The following is a 16,285-nucleotide window of genomic DNA, read 5'->3' on the forward strand; positions in this document are numbered from 1 at the left end:
AATTGATTCTTACACAAATTTTCTAAACCTCGTTTGTATTTTTAACTTTCACTTGATACATCACATTAGGTTGAGTTCCTAAGCTTTCTAAAAGATGATACATTCTCTCATCTTTTTTCATCTTCATGATCTCTGACTCTTTGTTATTGATGTCTCCAAAAACCATAGCTCCTTTATCACAAGCTGCAGAACAAGCTGTATGGAATTCACCATCTTCAACTTCTCTACCATCTCTCTTAGCATCTAGTATAGTTTTTTGTGTTTTCTGAATACACATAGAACATTTTTCCATAACCCCTCTAGAACGAACCACCACATCTGGGTTAAGTACCATTCTACCAAGATCATTATTCATATGGTAATCAAACTCATCGTTCTTAGCATAGTTAAACCAGTTAAAACGACGCACTTTATAAGGACAGTTGTTAGCACAATATCTTGTACCTACACAACGGTTATAAATCATTTGGTTCTGACCTTGACGACCGTGAGATGTTGCGGCAACCGGACATACTGTTTCACATGGAGCGTGATTACAGTGCTGACACATTACAGGTTGGAATGCAACTTCCGGATTTTCATCTGAAGCTGTCTCTACTGCAGAATAAGTATCAAATGCTGCAAGGTTTTCTAAAGCTTCTTGTTCTTCTTTAAAGGTATCTTCAGCAGAGTAATATCTATCGATACGCAACCAGTGCATATCTCTAAACTTTCTTACTTCTTCTTTACCTACTACAGGAACGTTATTTTCAGAATGACAAGCAATAACACAAGCACCACAACCGGTACAAGCATTTAAATCTATAGAAAGATTAAAGTGATGTCCTAAAGTTCTGTCAAAAGATGTCCAGATATCAGCTTTATCAGAATCGGTAGGAACCTCTTCGTGATTATAGCTCACCTCTGGCATTTTATTCCAATGCTCTTTTTCTTCCGTATTAAATTCGTGAAGTGTAGTTTCTTTAATAATATCATCACGACCTGCTAATGTGTTCTGCAATTGCACACATGCAAATTCGTGCATTCCTCCAGCTTTCTCTATAGTTACATTCTGGAAAGATTTGAAATCTTGATAAAGAGGGAAGGCATTTACACCAACCTTCATTTCATCTTGCATTCCTTCTTTCTTACCATAACCTAAAGCAAGTCCAACAGCTCCACGAGCCTGACCAGGCTGAATGATAACAGGTACATTTTTAACAACCTTGTTACCAACTTTAAGATTTACATAGCTACCATTTAAGGCACCGTCTGAAACCGTAGTATTTTCAAGACCTAACTCTTCTGCATCTACTCTAGAAACTGTTAAGTAGTTATCCCAAGTAGTTCTTGTAATAGGGTCTGGCATTTCTTGCAACCATGGGTTGTTAGCTTGCTGACCATCCCCTAAAGAAACTTTAGTATATAGAACAAGCTCCATAGTCCCCTTAGAATGTTCTCCATTAGCTAATCTACCGGCAGAGGCGTTAGCATCTACAGAAGATGAAGTAGCAGCTGATCCTGCAACTGCAGCATCTGCTCCAATTGTTACAGGGCTTGTTGCCTTAAACACACCATCATGCAAAGCGTCATTCCAAGATATAGAAGACCAGGTTTCTTTTAAATAATTATAATAAGAAGTATCATTTCCTGACCATTTCAATAAAGAATCCTGAACTTGTCTTGTATCAAAAAGAGGGCGAATTGTTGGCTGTACCAACGCGAATTCTTCTTTTGTAAACTGAACATCTCCCCAAGCCTCAAGGTAATGTGGAGTTGCAGCTAAATATTTACATAGTTTTGCAGTTTCATCTTCTTTCATTGAGAAAGCCAAGGTGAAATCTACTTTTTTCATTCCTTCTACAAACTCAACTGCATTTGGCAAGCTATAAGCAGGGTTTACACCAGCTACCAATAAAGCACCAATTTTGCCAGAGTTCATATCTGCTACCAATTGCTGAACCGCTTTGTTATTACCCTGACGGATCATTCTTGGGTTAGCACTATCCATTACTTTACTTCCAAGAGCTTCATTAATACTAAGTACTAATGTTTGAGCATCTACATCTGGAATTCCAGATACAACTACAGCTCCACTTCCAGATTTACGCAATTGACTAGCAGCCTTCACAACTGCATCATCCACTTTAGAAGATAACTTACTGCTTGAAGAACCACCTACAATATAACTATACAAAGCAGAAAGAACCGCTTTTTGTTCAGAAGGCTTTACAGGTAATCTCTTATCTGCTTTAGCTCCAGAGTTAGTTAAGTTAGATTCGAATTGAATATGTCTTGACATCTTCCCGTTCTTAGGAACACGACTTTTAGCATATCCAACATCATAACCTCCACCTTGCCAATCTCCAAGAATATCTGCACCAATAGATACGATCATTTCAGCTTTAGAAAAATCGTAATTAGGCAACGCTCTTTGTCCGTATTTAGCTTCGAATGCATCTAAAACTGCATCTTCTGATATAGTATCATAAACTACGTGTCTTGAATTTCCGAATTTCCCAGAAAACTCTTCAATGACCTTTGAGGTAGATGGACTAGCAAATGTTTGCGTCAACAGAACTACTTCTCCGGTAACATTTTCTAAACCTTTAGAAACCTTACTATCAAAGTCTTCCCATGAAACATTCTGACCATCTATCATAGGCCTTTTCACACGCTTACTATCATATAAAGAAAGCACAGAAGCATTAACTCTTGCTCCAGCTCCAGCTTTAACTGTTGACAGCGTATTATTCTCAATCTTAATTGGTCTACCTTCTCTGGTCTTAACCAATACACTTGCAAAATCAAATCCATCAGCAATTGTTGATGCATAATAATTTGCAATTCCAGGCACAATTCGCTCCGGTTGTACTACATAAGGGATAGATTTAATAACCGGCCCTTCGCAAGCAGCTAAAGAAGCTGCAGCTGTACTAAACCCAACATATTTCAAGAAATCACGTCTTGTAGTAGAAGAATTACTTAAGGATTCTTTATCCCCTAAAAATTCATCTGTTGGAATTTCTTCTGCAAATTCTTTTTGTTGGAGCGTCTCAACAATAGAGCTATTTTCTTTTAGCTCCTCAACACTTTTCCAGTATTTCTTGTTTGATGACATATATATCTAAATATTAACTTCGTAATTATAACCCTGAAATATCAGGAAACTTTTTCTTATTAGTAGTGACACTTACCACATTCCAATCCACCCATTTGAGCGATCGTAAGTTCTTCTACACCATATTTCTTAGAAAGCTCTTCATGAACTTTTTCATAATATTCATTTCCTTCCATTCTAACCTTAGTTTCTCTGTGGCAATTGATACACCACCCCATTGTTAATGGAGCATATTGAGAAACCACTTCCATCTCCTGAATAGGCCCGTGACATTTCTGACACTCTATCCCTGCAACAGTTACGTGTTGAGAGTGGTTAAAGTAAACAAAATCTGGAAGGTTATGAATTCTAACCCACTTTACAGGCTTTGTTTCTCCAGAATATGATTGTGTGGCCGGATCCCAACCAACAGCATCGTAAAGCTTAGAGATTTCCTTATCATAAAACTCTTTTGAATAATCTTCTGTAGCTGTTTCTGGAGCAACTTCAGCAATAGACTTATGACAGTTCATACAAACATTCAATGAAGGAATACCAGAATGCTTAGAAGTTCTAGCAGATGAATGACAATACTTACACTCAATCTGGTTGTCTCCAGCATGAATTCTGTGAGAATAGTGTATAGGCTGAATTGGTTCGTATCCTTGATCTATTCCAACTTGCATTAAGAAACCGTAAACAAAATATCCACTAGCCAATAATACTACGATAGCAGAAACCAGTACCAAGAATTGATTTTCAGCAAAAGCCTTCCAAATTGGAGTTCTTTTTTCAGCAACTGGCAATTGCACACCAGAAGCTACTGCAAATTTTCTCAGGGTCTTATTTACAAGAAACAAGATCACTAACAACATTAGCAAGACAAATGCAAGCACTGCCAGAATAATATTATTAGAAACACCTCCAACATTTGCAGATTGATCACCTTCCGCAGAAGCTCCAGCAGCTGCTGTAGGAGCCGTTGGCTTTGGTTGTTCTACGTAAGCCAATATATTTCCAATATCATCTGAAGACAATTGCGGAAATGCAGGCATGTTGGTTTTGTTATACTCTTCATAGATTGCAACTGCATCTGCATCACCTGAAGCGATCATAGCAGCTGAATTACGCACCCAAGTCTCGATCCACTCGCGACTTTGTCTGTCTGTAATTCCATTTAGCGCTGGCCCAATAGCCTTCGAATATGGTTTGTGACAAGCAGCACATAATGTGTTGAACAATGATTTACCTGCGGCAGGATCACCTAAATCAGATCCAGAATCTGCAGCTCCTTCAGCAGCTTGCTCAGTTGCGGGATCAGCAGGCTGATCTTGTGCAAATGAGTACGAGCTAAATGATAGCAACAATACTAGCGATAATAGAAGCAGCCACGAGGTTGAATGGCGGAATTTCACCTTTTTCATACTGTAAGTTGAATTAACGTCTTATGTTTGGCACGATAATTTGTAACTATTTTAAACACAAATATATACAAATAGCACCCTAAAAATTCAGGCACAAAAGTAACACTTAAAGTCCATTTTATAAATGTTACAGGATTGTTAATCGATAATTTATATTAGTTCTAAATAATAAAACCGACCAACAATTAGTTATTAAATTTTACTTTTACATCAAATAGCAACTATATGAAGAAATTAACATTAAAACACTGCATTTTATTTAGCATTTTTGCTTTAGGATTGCAAATAAATACTTTTGCACAGTCTGGACAGACTAACATTGAGCAGAGTGATCTTTTACCAAAATTATTAGATCTTAAAACCGAAATGACTAAAGATGGTAAATTAGGTGAGCGCTATAAGATCCAGTTATATTATGGAGATAATAACACCGCCAGTGAAACGCTTAAAGACTTTCGTGCAAAATACGATACATGGCCTTCACAAGTGATCTATGAGACCCCTAATTATAAAGTGTGGATTGGGAACTTTAGAAATAGATTAGAGGCAGACAGAGCTCTAATGAAGATAAAGGCAGATTACCCAGCTGCATTCATACCAAAACCTAGAAGAGGTTAATACTTCGCATTAATTCATAAAAAAAGGCTGTACAAATTGTACAGCCTTTTTTATTATTTAAAATTCAGAATTACTTCTTCATTTTTTTCTTGATAGCTACCTCTTGGTACCCTTCAATTACATCACCTTCTTTAATATCATTGTAGTTTTTGATCTGCATACCACAGTCATAACCTTTAGATACTTCCTTAACATCATCCTTAAATCTACGTAGGGCAATTAACTCACCTGTGTGAACTACTACTCCATCACGTATCAATCTAATTCCTTCATTTCTGAAAATCTTACCAGATGTTACCATACAACCTGCAATGGTACCAATTTTAGATATTTTGAACAACTCTCTAATCTCTGCAGTACCTGTGATCTCTTCTTTCATTTCAGGAGATAACATTCCTTCCATAGCATCTCTAAGATCATTAATAGCATCATAGATAATAGAGTAAGTTCTGATATCTATTTCTTCCTTATCTGCTACTTGTCTAGCATTACCTGCCGGACGAACATTAAATCCGATGATTACCGCATCAGAAGCTGATGCTAACAATACATCACTTTCTGTAATTGGCCCTACACCTTTATGAATTATATTAACCTGAATCTCTTCTGTAGATAGTTTTTGGAAACTGTCTGTTAATGCTTCAACAGATCCATCCACATCCCCTTTAAGAATAATATTGATCTCTTTAAAGTCTCCTAAAGCAATACGTCTTCCAATTTCATCAAGCGTAATGTGACGTTGCGTTCTTACAGATTGCTCTCTTTGAAGCTGAGTACGTTTTACAGCTATATCTTTAGCTTCACGCTCATCTAGCATCACTCTAATCTTATCACCTGCTTGCGGCGCACCATCTAGTCCCAAAATAGATACAGGAGTTGATGGACCTGCAATTCTAACATCGTTACCACGCTCATCCTGCATAGCTTTAATCTTACCACTATGTCTTCCAGCTAATACGTAATCTCCAATTTTAAGAGTCCCCTCTTGAACAAGTATAGTAGAAACATATCCTCTACCTTTATCTAAGAAAGCTTCTACAACCGTTCCTTTTGCCGGCTTATCTGGATTAGCTTTTAACTCTAAGATCTCTGCTTCAAGCAACACTTTTTCAAGTAATTCTTTAACTCCTAGACCCGTTTTCGCTGAGATATCGTGGGATTGAATTTTACCACCCCAATCTTCAACAAGAAGGTTCATTTGAGCTAATTTCTCTTTAATTTTTTCTGGATTTGCTGTAGGCAAATCAGATTTATTTATAGCAAATACCATTGGTACTCCCGCTGCTTGTGCGTGAGAAATAGCTTCTTTAGTTTGCGGCATCACATCATCATCTGCTGCAATTACAATAATTGCAATATCTGTAACCTGTGCACCACGAGCACGCATCGCCGTAAAGGCTTCGTGACCCGGTGTATCCAAGAAAGCTATTTTTTGACCATTTTCTAGCTCTACCCCATATGCACCAATGTGCTGAGTTATTCCACCACTCTCTCCAGCAATTACATTCTCTTCACGAATATAATCCAGTAAAGATGTTTTACCGTGATCTACGTGCCCCATTACTGTTACAATAGGAGCTCTTTCTACAAGATCTTCTGGGTTTTCTTCTTCTACTTCTGTATTTTCTTCAAGATCTGCAGAAACAAATTCAACTTCATAATCAAACTCATCTGCAACAATAGAAAGTGTTTCTGCATCCAGACGCTGGTTCATAGTAACCATCATACCTAAAGACATACATGCCGATATAATCTTGGTTACCGGAACATCCATCATGGTTGCGATCTCACTTACCGTTACAAATTCTGTAACTTTTAAGATCTTGTTATCAATTTCTTGTTGAGCTGCATCGTCTTCTGTACGTTGACGGTGTTGATCTCTTTTACCTCTACGATATTTAGCTCCTTTACCTTTACTAGATTTACCTTGAAGTTTTTCTAGAGTTTCACGTACTTGTTTTTGTACTTCTTCCTCACTAGGCTCTTCTTTAGTAATAGCAGGTCTGTTAGGCTTCTTACCGCCTTTATTACCTTTATAGTTAGGATTTCCTCCAGTAGCTGGAGTAGCACCTTTAACATCTTTACTAATTCTTCTACGACGCTTTTTATTCTTATTCTTATCGTCTGCAGCAGATTTCTTATCGTCTTTCTTTTTAACAGGCTTTTTAAATTGAGATAGATCTATCTTCTCCCCTGTAAAATTTGGACCGTTAAGCTTAGTATAGTTGGTTTTGATCGTATCAGACTCCGGATCTTTCTCCTTCACCTCTTCAGTATTCTCTGAAGCAGTTTCTGATTTAGATTCCTCCTTTTTATCAGAAGCTTTAGGAGCTTCTTCTTTTTTAGCAACAGGAGTCTCAGACGGTGCCTCTTTTGGAGTAACTTCCTTCGAAGCTTCAACCTTCTTAACATCATCCTTAGCTTCTACCGGCTTCTCTTTAGCAACCTCCGGCTTAACCTCACTGGCTTTTTCAGCCTTTGGAGCTTCAGCTTTTGGAGTTTCCTCTTTAGCTTTTGGAGTCTCTTCTTTAGGAGCTTCCTCTTTAGGAGCTTCCGGTTTTACTTCCTCTTTAGAGGCAGCAGCAGGTTTTTTATCTAGATCTATCTTTCCAACCTGTTTAGGGCCTTCAAGTTTAGTTCTGGCACTTACAACTTCTTGCTGTCTTTGTTCGGCTTTCTTCTTATCGTCGCTCTCCTTCTCTCTAGCCAAACGCAACTCCTCCTTTTCTTTGCGTTTTTCCTCGCCAACTTCCTTAGACTGCACCTTCTTACTCTTATCTGTCTGGAATTGATCTGATAAGACTTGGTAGATGCCTTCGGAAATTTTTGTGGTAGGACGCGCCTCTATCTCGTGACCCTTGGAATTCAAAAATTCCACAGCACGATCTAGCGATATATTGAATTCGCGTAGTACCTTGTTTAATCGCATTGTTTTTGCTTCAGCCATAAATTGCCCTCTAAATTAACCTCTTATATTATTATTATCTATTTCAAAAAAAATAGATGTTTTATTCTTCAAATTCTTCTCTTAACACCTTAATAACCTCACGCACTGTTTCTTCTTCAAGATCTGTTCTTCTTACTAAGTCTTCCACATCTTGTTCCAAAATACTCTTGGCGGTGTCTAAACCAATTTTTGCGAATTCCGCAATCACCCAATCTTCAATCTCATCAGCAAATTCACGTAATTCTACATCTTCTTCTCCACCATCTCTAAATACGTCTATTTCATAACCTGTTAATTGTCCTGCAAGTCTAATGTTGTGACCTCCACGTCCAATTGCTTTAGAAACCTCTTCAGGCTTTAACATAACTTCTGCACGCTTATTCTCTTCATCTAATTTTATAGAAGTGATCTTAGCAGGACTTAAAGCACGAGTAATAAATAGTTGATCATTAGTTGTGTAATTGATCACATCAATGTTCTCATTACCCAATTCTCTCACAATACTGTGGATTCTTGACCCTTTCATACCCACACAAGCTCCAACAGGATCTATTCTATCATCATAAGAATCTACCGCTACTTTAGCTTTTTCTCCAGGAATTCTAACTACTTTTTTAACTGTAATTAATCCATCAAAAACCTCTGGGATCTCTTGTTCAAAAAGCTTCTCTAGAAATATTGGAGAAGTTCTAGACATTAAAATCTGTGGCTTGCTTCCTTTTAATTCTACACTCTCAATAATTCCTCTTACGTTTTCTCCTTTTCTAAAGAAATCTGAAGGAATTTGTCTGTCTTTAGGAAGAACGATCTCATTACCTTCATCATCTAACAAAATGATTGCTCTATGTCTAATATGATGAACTTCTGCAGTGTAAATCTCCCCTTCAAGCTCTTTAAAGTGCTTGTAAATATTTGTATTATCATGCTCATGGATCTTAGCGATCAAATTTTGGCGAAGTGCCAAAATAGATCTTCTACCCAAATGCATTAATTTCACTTCTTCTGAAACATCTTCTCCAACTTCAAAATCTGGTTCTATCTTGTGAGCCTCAGAAAGCGAGATCTCTTGATTAGGGTCTTCAACTTCACCATCTGCAACAACTACCCTATTTCTCCAAATCTCTAAATCTCCTTTATCTGGATTTACAATGATATCAAAATTATCATCTTCTCCATACTTCTTCTTTAAAGCACTCCTAAACACATCCTCTAAGATCGCCATTAAGGTTACACGATCTATTAATTTATCATCTTTAAACTCTGAAAAAGATTCTATCAAGGCGATATTCTCCATATCTATTTGCTATTAAAATGTTATAACTACTTTAGCTTTGACAATTTCATCAAAAGCTATATTCGCTTCTTTATCTACTGTTACTTTACCTTTACCAACCGGCTTAGGCTCTCGCGCTTTCCAGGCCAATAGAATACCTGCTTCATCTACCTCTTTCAATTCTCCCTCAAATTTATTAGAATTTGTCTGGACTTCCAGCGTTCTTCCAATATTTTTCTTGTATTGTCTAGAAAATTTTAATGGTTCTGATACTCCAGCCGAAGTGACCTCTAAAGAAAAGTCCAACTCATCTTCGTCCAAATCATGCTCTATCTTACGGCTTACCGCAATACAGTCATTAACCGACACCCCGTTATCACCGTCTATCACAATAAGAATGTGATTTTGATCACTGATATTCAAGGAGATTAAAAATAAGGAATTATTCTCTTCAAACGCTTCCTCCAATAATTTTTGTACTCGCTCCTGCAACATATATGTTATAAAAAGAGGGGACTTCTCGTCCCCTCGCTGTATTTTTTTCGTTTCAACGCTGCAAAGATAACAAAATATTCGAAAAAATAAAACTTGAGATCAAATGAAATATTCTTTGTAAATTTAATAAGACAATCATTTTTAAGCAATTATCATGAAAAGAATTCTAGTACCTACCGATTTTTCACCCTTAGCCGAGAGAGCTTTGAAAGTTGCCGCTCAACTGGCAAAAAAATTTAATGGAGAAATCTATCTGTTACACATGCTAGAATTACCGTTGCAATTAGTACAATCTACAGCGTCTGGTAGTGCTGTGGCGTCGGGATCGCAAAATTTACCTGAGGCTTTATTTTTTATGAAACTGGCTAAAAAAAGATTTAGTGAGATCTTAGAAGAACCTTTTTTGCAAGGAATAAAAGTTCATGAAACTGTAGAATTTCATCAAGCTTTTGATGGAATTATGGAAGTAAGCGAAGAACATAATTGTGATTTGATCATTATGGGTTCTCACGGCGCAACTGGTTTTAAAGAAATGTTTATTGGATCTAATACAGAAAAAGTTGTAAGAAATTCTACAATTCCAGTTTTAGTCATCAAAAATGAACATGATGATTTTAACATAAATAATTTTGTATTTGCCACAGATTGCAACATTAAAAATAAACATACGTTAAGTAAGGCTAAACGTTTCGCAGAGCGAATTGATGCTAAATTGCATATTGTATACATTAACACTGCAAATAATTTTATGACTAGTGATGAAGCACACAATTGCTTACATGATTTTATTGAAGGTGCAGAATTAAATGACTATTCGCTTAATATTTATAACGATGTAACTGTAGAAAAAGGCATTCTAAATTTCACCCTCAGCATCAATGCCGGTTTAATTGGAATTAGTACCCATGGAAGAAAAGGATTAGCACATTTTTTTAATGGCAGCATTAGCGAAGATCTTGTAAACCACGCTAACCTGCCGGTAATTACCTTTAAGATCTAAATAAAACTTTTTAAAGCTCCAGCTCTTATACACAGCCAAAAGTAATTCCAAAAAGATTTAGTCTTCACCCTTTGAATCTTAAGATCTGATTGTGTTAAATTTTTATTTTTAGCATTATTATTCACTACCAGATTTACTAAGCCAGATAAGATCTTATTCTTCTTTTGTCCGTCTTTTCTTAGAACTTCTATTTTGAAATCTTCATATTTTAATTGCGTTGCTCCTTCTGCAGCGTTGTCATTACCATAAAAATTATAATACACAGACTGAATTTGTCCCTCAGCTAAAATATTCATTTCTGGTTTTAATATCCCATTCATATCTGAACCTGAAAGATTATAAAGATTTCCAGAAACATGAAAATTATCATTCAAATCTGAGACTTTAAACACAAGATCCATACTAATATTTGCCTCCTCCATAAATTTGGCCTTCGCACTCAATTTGGTTTCGGGAAAATCTTTTCTATCCATTCCCACATTAGTCAAATTTGAAATAGTTGCGTTTATTTGTCCAAATTTAAATATTGCACTAGCCCTGTCCTCTTTAACTCGCTCTTCATAGGTTATATGAGAATTATTGATAACTACACTATCAAATTTAAGTTTTACTCCCATTTCCCTTAGTAACTTACTATATAATGGTTTTATTGTTGTAGGATCTGGTATAAGCTTATTCCTATAAATCTCCCAAATAGCAGCATCTATTTTTATCTTAGGACTTGCTAATTCTAAAGTATCTTTTTCAAAATTCCATCCAAAATTTTGAATATTCACTTTCTTGATCTCCAAGTTCATTCTATCTTTTTCAACCTTTTGTCTTTTATCAAAATCAGATTTAGAGAATTTAGGAAAGATCTTAATGTCGCTCATGATAACATCGCTATTGGCAATTCCAAGCTTACCTACGCTAAGATCATGATCTGCATCTAAACCATAAAAAATAGAATCGCTCTTTAAGGAATAACTATCATATTTAAATGGCAACACGCCTTCCAGAGTTTTAGAGTTTACCATTATTCCATTAAGATCTAAATTCTTAATACCTATATAAAGACTACCCTGCACGCTACTACTATCTTTTATTTTCATAATTCCGTTAGAAACACGAAACTTCTTTATGGTAATATTCTCTTTAAATTTTTGATCTGCTTTCTTTCTGTTTTTGGGTAGAGAATCTGAAGGTTCTAAAATAATAGTTGGAGCATTCAATACAATTTCGCCGATGGTAATTTTATTATTTAAAAAATAATCGGAATAATTAAAGGCAGCTAATTCTATTTCTTTTGCCGTAACGTTGAATTTCCCTCTTTTAAATTTTAGATCTGAAACTGAAGCATTTCTATTGATAACATCTACATCAATTTCAGAATATTGAATATAGGAGCTATCTAGGTCTTTTTGAATGGTAGATTTTATCTTTTTTTCAAGATAATTATTTAGAATAATTAAGAGCGTAAACAACACTGCAATACTTCCAAAAATCCACAATAATATTTTTAATGTTTTATTCAATTTACCAAGAATTTAAACGAATTTACAATTATGGCTATCACCTATATAAAGCTTTAGATTTTTTTAACTTAAAAACTTTAAGTCTTTGAAACTAGCTAAGTTAAATTTAAGTCAAATTGTAATTAAATTAAAAAAGAAACGTCCTATCATATTATATTTACTGAAAATTACACGTAGAGAAAAAATGATATTTAAACTTGGATTAAAAATTGGAATTATAGCTATAGAAATTGCGTTGGCATTTTATAGTTTTATCTTGACAGATAGCCTAATGGTTAAATTCTTGTTTTTTACTTTTTCTGCGATAATAGTTGCATTTGCGGTCACAAAGATCACTAATGTGCTTTTACCCGCAGATAAAGATTATGTATCTGAGGAAATAGATTACGAAGACATTTCCATTAAATAAATAGAATAGAAAGATAGTCTGCTATGAAGTTTGACTTATGCTGATGATGGACTACTATTGAGAAATCCGATGAAATTTTCATCGGATTTCTTTTAAATATATATTATGAAAATTATTTGCATTTCCGACACTCATAATTTACATCATGAAATGGATATCCCTGCCGGAGATGTTATAATTCACGCTGGAGACTTTACAGATTCTGGATCCAAAAAAGAAACTCTGGATTTTTTAAAATGGTATTCTAATTTAGAACACGAGCACAAAATATTAGTTGCCGGCAATCACGATTTCTACTTTGAAAAACATCAGGATAAACTAGATAATATTATTCCAGATAATATTACATATCTACACGACTCCGGAATTAGCATAAATAATGTGAATTTTTGGGGATCGCCTTACACTCCTGGAAATGGGAACTGGGCCTTCAATAGAAATCGAGGTAGTGACATTTTAAAACACTGGAACAAAATTCCGAAGAATATAGATTTTTTGATCACTCATAGTCCGCCGTATACCGTGTTAGATGAGTTAGACAATAAAAGACATATTGGATGTGAAAGACTCTTTAGAAGAATAAACGAATTGAAAATCCCACATCACATCTTTGGTCACGTACACGATGATTATGGTATAGTAAGAACAAAGCATTCTGTGTTTATTAATGCTTCTTCTGTAGATGGTAAATATCGCCAGATAAATGCCCCTTTAGTAGTTCATCAGCTAAATTCATAACCTTGTCTTAAATTGCATGTTACTACGTTAATAAAATATTAATCTCCTGTTTGTTAGCATTTTATTAACAACATCTATAGTATCTTAGCAGTCTTAATAAGTACAACACCTATGAAAACCAATACCTTAAACCAGAATTCTCTTATCGAAGATGTAAAAAATTTGATCAATTTTAGTGTTAATAATATGGATGCTTCTGAATCAAAATTTAAACATTTTCATCAAGAGATAGTGGAAAAATATTTTGTAGCTAAAAATGTACAAATTAATTATTTAGATCAGACAATAGATTTACAGCTATTTATGTCTAATGAAAAGTATACTAACCTTACGTTTGAATGCCTAGATCTAATTGGATTTTTACAATCATGTATTAAATGTGACAGTGATAGTTTAGTTTATTATGAAACACTAATGACCGAATATGATACTGTAGTAGCAGCTTAATATATTATATATATAAAATGAAGAGGACCTTGATTTATCATGGTCCTCTTTTTTTGTATCTACTTTTGTTAAGTTGATTTACTTATTGTTCTTTAAGGGATCTCTTTTTTTTTACAAGTTAAACTGAAACAAATCATTTAAACCTAATGAAACTATAAGATCTTAGCCGCAATCATGTTCCTTAACCGTTAGTCTAATGCCGATTTTTTATTCAATCTTTCTCGTAAATTTTTGGACTTCGATGAACAATATAAAGAGAAAACATATAAATTATATTTAGTAATTTTAAGAGAGATTAATCGACCTATTAAGCATAATAGATCATTCTTATAATTTAGATAAGTTTGAATTAAAACCATTGATATGAAAAGTAATTTCCACGATATAATTCAGGATGATAAACCGGTACTAATAGACTTTTATGCAGACTGGTGCGGGCCCTGCAAAATGTTAGGCCCAATTTTAAAAGATGCGAAAGCAACTCTAGGAGATGATATAAAGATTGTTAAGATTGATGTAGATAAGAATCAAGAACTTGCCAGCAAGTACCAGGTAAGAGGTGTACCAACGATGATCTTATTTAAAAATGGGAAACAACTTTGGCGACAATCTGGAGTTTTGCAAAAAGATGAAATTATAAAGATCATTAAATCGCACAGCTAAATAGATTTACATATATAATTTAAAGATCAGCTAGACAATAATACAAATTATGATTTAGCTGATCTTTGTCATATTATAAAATGGCTTCAAGAGATAATTTTACAGAGTAATTCAAAACAAAATTATCATGAAGGTCTACCAAAAATTATTAGCAGATTTCGATGAATTATTCTTAGGATATGCCTCTTTAGGAATAATTGCTTCCAGCTGTATAGGTTCTGTAGCTGCTATGCTTATTTTAATGCAAGGGCACACTTTTATAAACATGTTTCAACTCTTTCTAGTTGTTACAGTTTGTATGGGCTTTAACGCAACTGTGCTTGCTCAATTATCTCATAAATTCGTTTTTAACTCACTAATAGTAAGCGTACTTACCAGTTTATTCTTTATTATAATCAATCTTATTTAAAAGTTATGAAATCAGACCTTAGCTCTAGAGAAGATATTCACCTCCTAGTTACCGAATTCTATAATCACGTTAAGGCAGATGATGAAATAGGTTACTTTTTCAACAAAAGCATAACTAACTGGGATGAGCACATTAATAAGATCACAGATTTTTGGGAGAGTAACTTATTTTTTAAATCTGTCTATCATGGGAACCCAAAAAGAGCCCATATAGATCTAGATACTGCACACAATTATAGCATAGAAAATAAACATTTTGGGATTTGGCTTATGCTCTGGTTTCAAACTATAGATAAGCTTTTTGAAGGTGACTTAGCAGAACGAGCTAAACATAATGCCAGAAAAATGTCGACTCATTTTTATATGGGAATCTTTAAAAATAGAGTTTCCAATTCTTAAAATTTTAGTGTAATACTAATACCGGTAAATTATTATTTTTCGCACTCCATTTTCCATCGTAAGACTCCACTAGCTTTTTACATATACTCAAATTCTTCCCTAGAATTATAACCATATTATAGTTTTCTTGAATCTCCTTAAGCAGACCATCACTAAGATTGATAGCTTGTTTAAATTCTAAAAAATTACATTGGGATGAGCTCTCAGAAAAACCAAATTTCTTTTTTATGCTCAAACTTTTCCTAATCCTGTCTAAAGGCATTCCTATTTCTACAATAGTAATATTTGTTTGAGCATTAAAAATCTTACTTCTCAAAAAATCTGGAATACTGTTTTCTGTATTTATGGTAGTATCAACAGGAAGCACGAACTTCTTAGGCATTTTGAATTTACTTCTTTCTGAAACCATCAAAACACTACACTTTATCTTCTGGATGATCTCTCTAGTATGCTTCCCTAAGATAGATGTATTAGAAAAATCGGCACTAGAAGTTCCCATAACAATTAGATCTATTTTCTTTTCAAGCATATATTTCCTAGTAGCATTTACTAAATTTTCATTAGAAAGAATAGTATAGAAACTATGCCCTGGTTGCTTAGCATACTGTTTTAACTCACCGTATTGTTTTTGTATTTGGTCTTTGGGATTCTGATTTAGCCCCAGTATTGGACTTGGCACTAAGGCTTCGGTACTATTTAAATTTTGAATATTTAGCAAATAAAAATTTACAGTAGCATCCTGAAATAGATCAATAGCATACTTCCCCGCATGCGTAGCGGTATCAGAAAAATCGGTTAAAATAAGAGTATTCATTAACTGCAACTAGTTGTATGAGCAACGAAGTTACAGCCACAACAAAATTCTAAAAAT

Annotated in this window: 15 protein-coding genes; 8 read left to right on the forward strand and 7 right to left on the reverse strand. The window is 34.7% G+C overall.

Features of this window, described 5'->3' with window-relative positions; genetic code table 11:
- Positions 1-22: 22 nt before the first annotated feature.
- Complete coding sequence (locus BLT84_RS02010) at positions 23-3,100, reverse strand: TAT-variant-translocated molybdopterin oxidoreductase (protein WP_091262520.1); 3,078 nt, start codon at positions 3,098-3,100, stop codon at positions 23-25.
- 59 nt (positions 3,101-3,159) lie between these two features.
- Entirely contained in the window at positions 3,160-4,503 is a 1,344-nt protein-coding gene (locus BLT84_RS02015; protein WP_091262522.1) for a c-type cytochrome, read from the reverse strand.
- A 225-nt stretch (positions 4,504-4,728) separates the two neighbouring features.
- On the opposite strand from BLT84_RS02015, the gene BLT84_RS02020 reads away from it, so the two are divergent.
- On the forward strand, positions 4,729-5,121 hold the full coding sequence (locus BLT84_RS02020) for an SPOR domain-containing protein (RefSeq protein WP_091262524.1): 393 nt from the start codon (positions 4,729-4,731) through the stop codon (positions 5,119-5,121).
- 70 nt (positions 5,122-5,191) lie between these two features.
- Here BLT84_RS02020 and infB read toward each other — a convergent pair whose 3' ends face one another.
- From infB to rimP, 3 genes are all read right to left on the reverse strand, one after another.
- Positions 5,192-8,068 carry a translation initiation factor IF-2 gene (gene infB / locus BLT84_RS02025; protein ID WP_091262528.1) on the reverse strand — a complete coding sequence of 959 codons (2,877 nt, stop codon included), beginning with the start codon at positions 8,066-8,068 and terminating at the stop codon, positions 5,192-5,194.
- Between the two features lie 61 nt (positions 8,069-8,129).
- A complete protein-coding gene (nusA, locus tag BLT84_RS02030; RefSeq protein WP_034888475.1) occupies positions 8,130-9,362 on the reverse strand; it encodes a transcription termination factor NusA in 1,233 nt (410 codons plus the stop codon).
- A 12-nt stretch (positions 9,363-9,374) separates the two neighbouring features.
- Positions 9,375-9,836 carry a ribosome assembly cofactor RimP gene (gene rimP / locus BLT84_RS02035; RefSeq protein ID WP_034888473.1) on the reverse strand — a complete coding sequence of 154 codons (462 nt, stop codon included), beginning with the start codon at positions 9,834-9,836 and terminating at the stop codon, positions 9,375-9,377.
- 154 nt (positions 9,837-9,990) lie between these two features.
- Between rimP and BLT84_RS02040 the strand changes: the two genes are divergently transcribed.
- Positions 9,991-10,836 (forward strand): universal stress protein, encoded by an 846-nt coding sequence (locus BLT84_RS02040; protein ID WP_091262530.1) that lies wholly within the window; start codon positions 9,991-9,993, stop codon positions 10,834-10,836.
- On the opposite strand, the gene BLT84_RS02045 is transcribed toward BLT84_RS02040, so the two are convergent.
- Positions 10,833-12,350: a hypothetical protein gene (locus BLT84_RS02045; protein ID WP_157717884.1), complete on the reverse strand. Its 1,518-nt coding sequence runs from the start codon at positions 12,348-12,350 to the stop codon at positions 10,833-10,835. The genes BLT84_RS02040 and BLT84_RS02045 overlap by 4 nt on opposite strands.
- A gap of 184 nt (positions 12,351-12,534) precedes the next feature.
- Between BLT84_RS02045 and BLT84_RS02050 the strand changes: the two genes are divergently transcribed.
- The 6 genes from BLT84_RS02050 to BLT84_RS02075 all read left to right on the forward strand — a co-directional run bounded on the left by BLT84_RS02050 (position 12,535) and on the right by BLT84_RS02075 (position 15,414).
- Complete coding sequence (locus tag BLT84_RS02050) at positions 12,535-12,759, forward strand: hypothetical protein (RefSeq protein ID WP_034893941.1); 225 nt, start codon at positions 12,535-12,537, stop codon at positions 12,757-12,759.
- Between the two features lie 105 nt (positions 12,760-12,864).
- Positions 12,865-13,497 carry a metallophosphatase domain-containing protein gene (locus BLT84_RS02055; RefSeq protein ID WP_091262534.1) on the forward strand — a complete coding sequence of 211 codons (633 nt, stop codon included), beginning with the start codon at positions 12,865-12,867 and terminating at the stop codon, positions 13,495-13,497.
- 111 nt (positions 13,498-13,608) lie between these two features.
- On the forward strand, positions 13,609-13,944 hold the full coding sequence (locus tag BLT84_RS02060) for a hypothetical protein (RefSeq protein ID WP_034888467.1): 336 nt from the start codon (positions 13,609-13,611) through the stop codon (positions 13,942-13,944).
- A gap of 363 nt (positions 13,945-14,307) precedes the next feature.
- The gene (trxA, locus tag BLT84_RS02065) at positions 14,308-14,607 is read left to right on the forward strand and encodes a thioredoxin (protein ID WP_091262537.1); all 300 of its coding nucleotides are present in this window, start codon (positions 14,308-14,310) and stop codon (positions 14,605-14,607) included.
- A gap of 127 nt (positions 14,608-14,734) precedes the next feature.
- On the forward strand, positions 14,735-15,016 hold the full coding sequence (locus tag BLT84_RS02070) for a hypothetical protein (RefSeq protein WP_091262539.1): 282 nt from the start codon (positions 14,735-14,737) through the stop codon (positions 15,014-15,016).
- Positions 15,017-15,021: 5 nt separating this feature from the next.
- On the forward strand, positions 15,022-15,414 hold the full coding sequence (locus BLT84_RS02075) for a group III truncated hemoglobin (RefSeq protein WP_091262541.1): 393 nt from the start codon (positions 15,022-15,024) through the stop codon (positions 15,412-15,414).
- Positions 15,415-15,418: 4 nt separating this feature from the next.
- Here the strand turns inward: BLT84_RS02075 and BLT84_RS02080 are convergent, their stop codons facing one another.
- Positions 15,419-16,228 (reverse strand): universal stress protein, encoded by an 810-nt coding sequence (locus BLT84_RS02080; protein ID WP_091262543.1) that lies wholly within the window; start codon positions 16,226-16,228, stop codon positions 15,419-15,421.
- Positions 16,229-16,285: the final 57 nt, after the last annotated feature.

The sequence above is a fragment of the Gillisia sp. Hel1_33_143 genome (genome assembly GCF_900104765.1).
Classification (GTDB): Bacteria; Bacteroidota; Bacteroidia; order Flavobacteriales; family Flavobacteriaceae; genus Gillisia.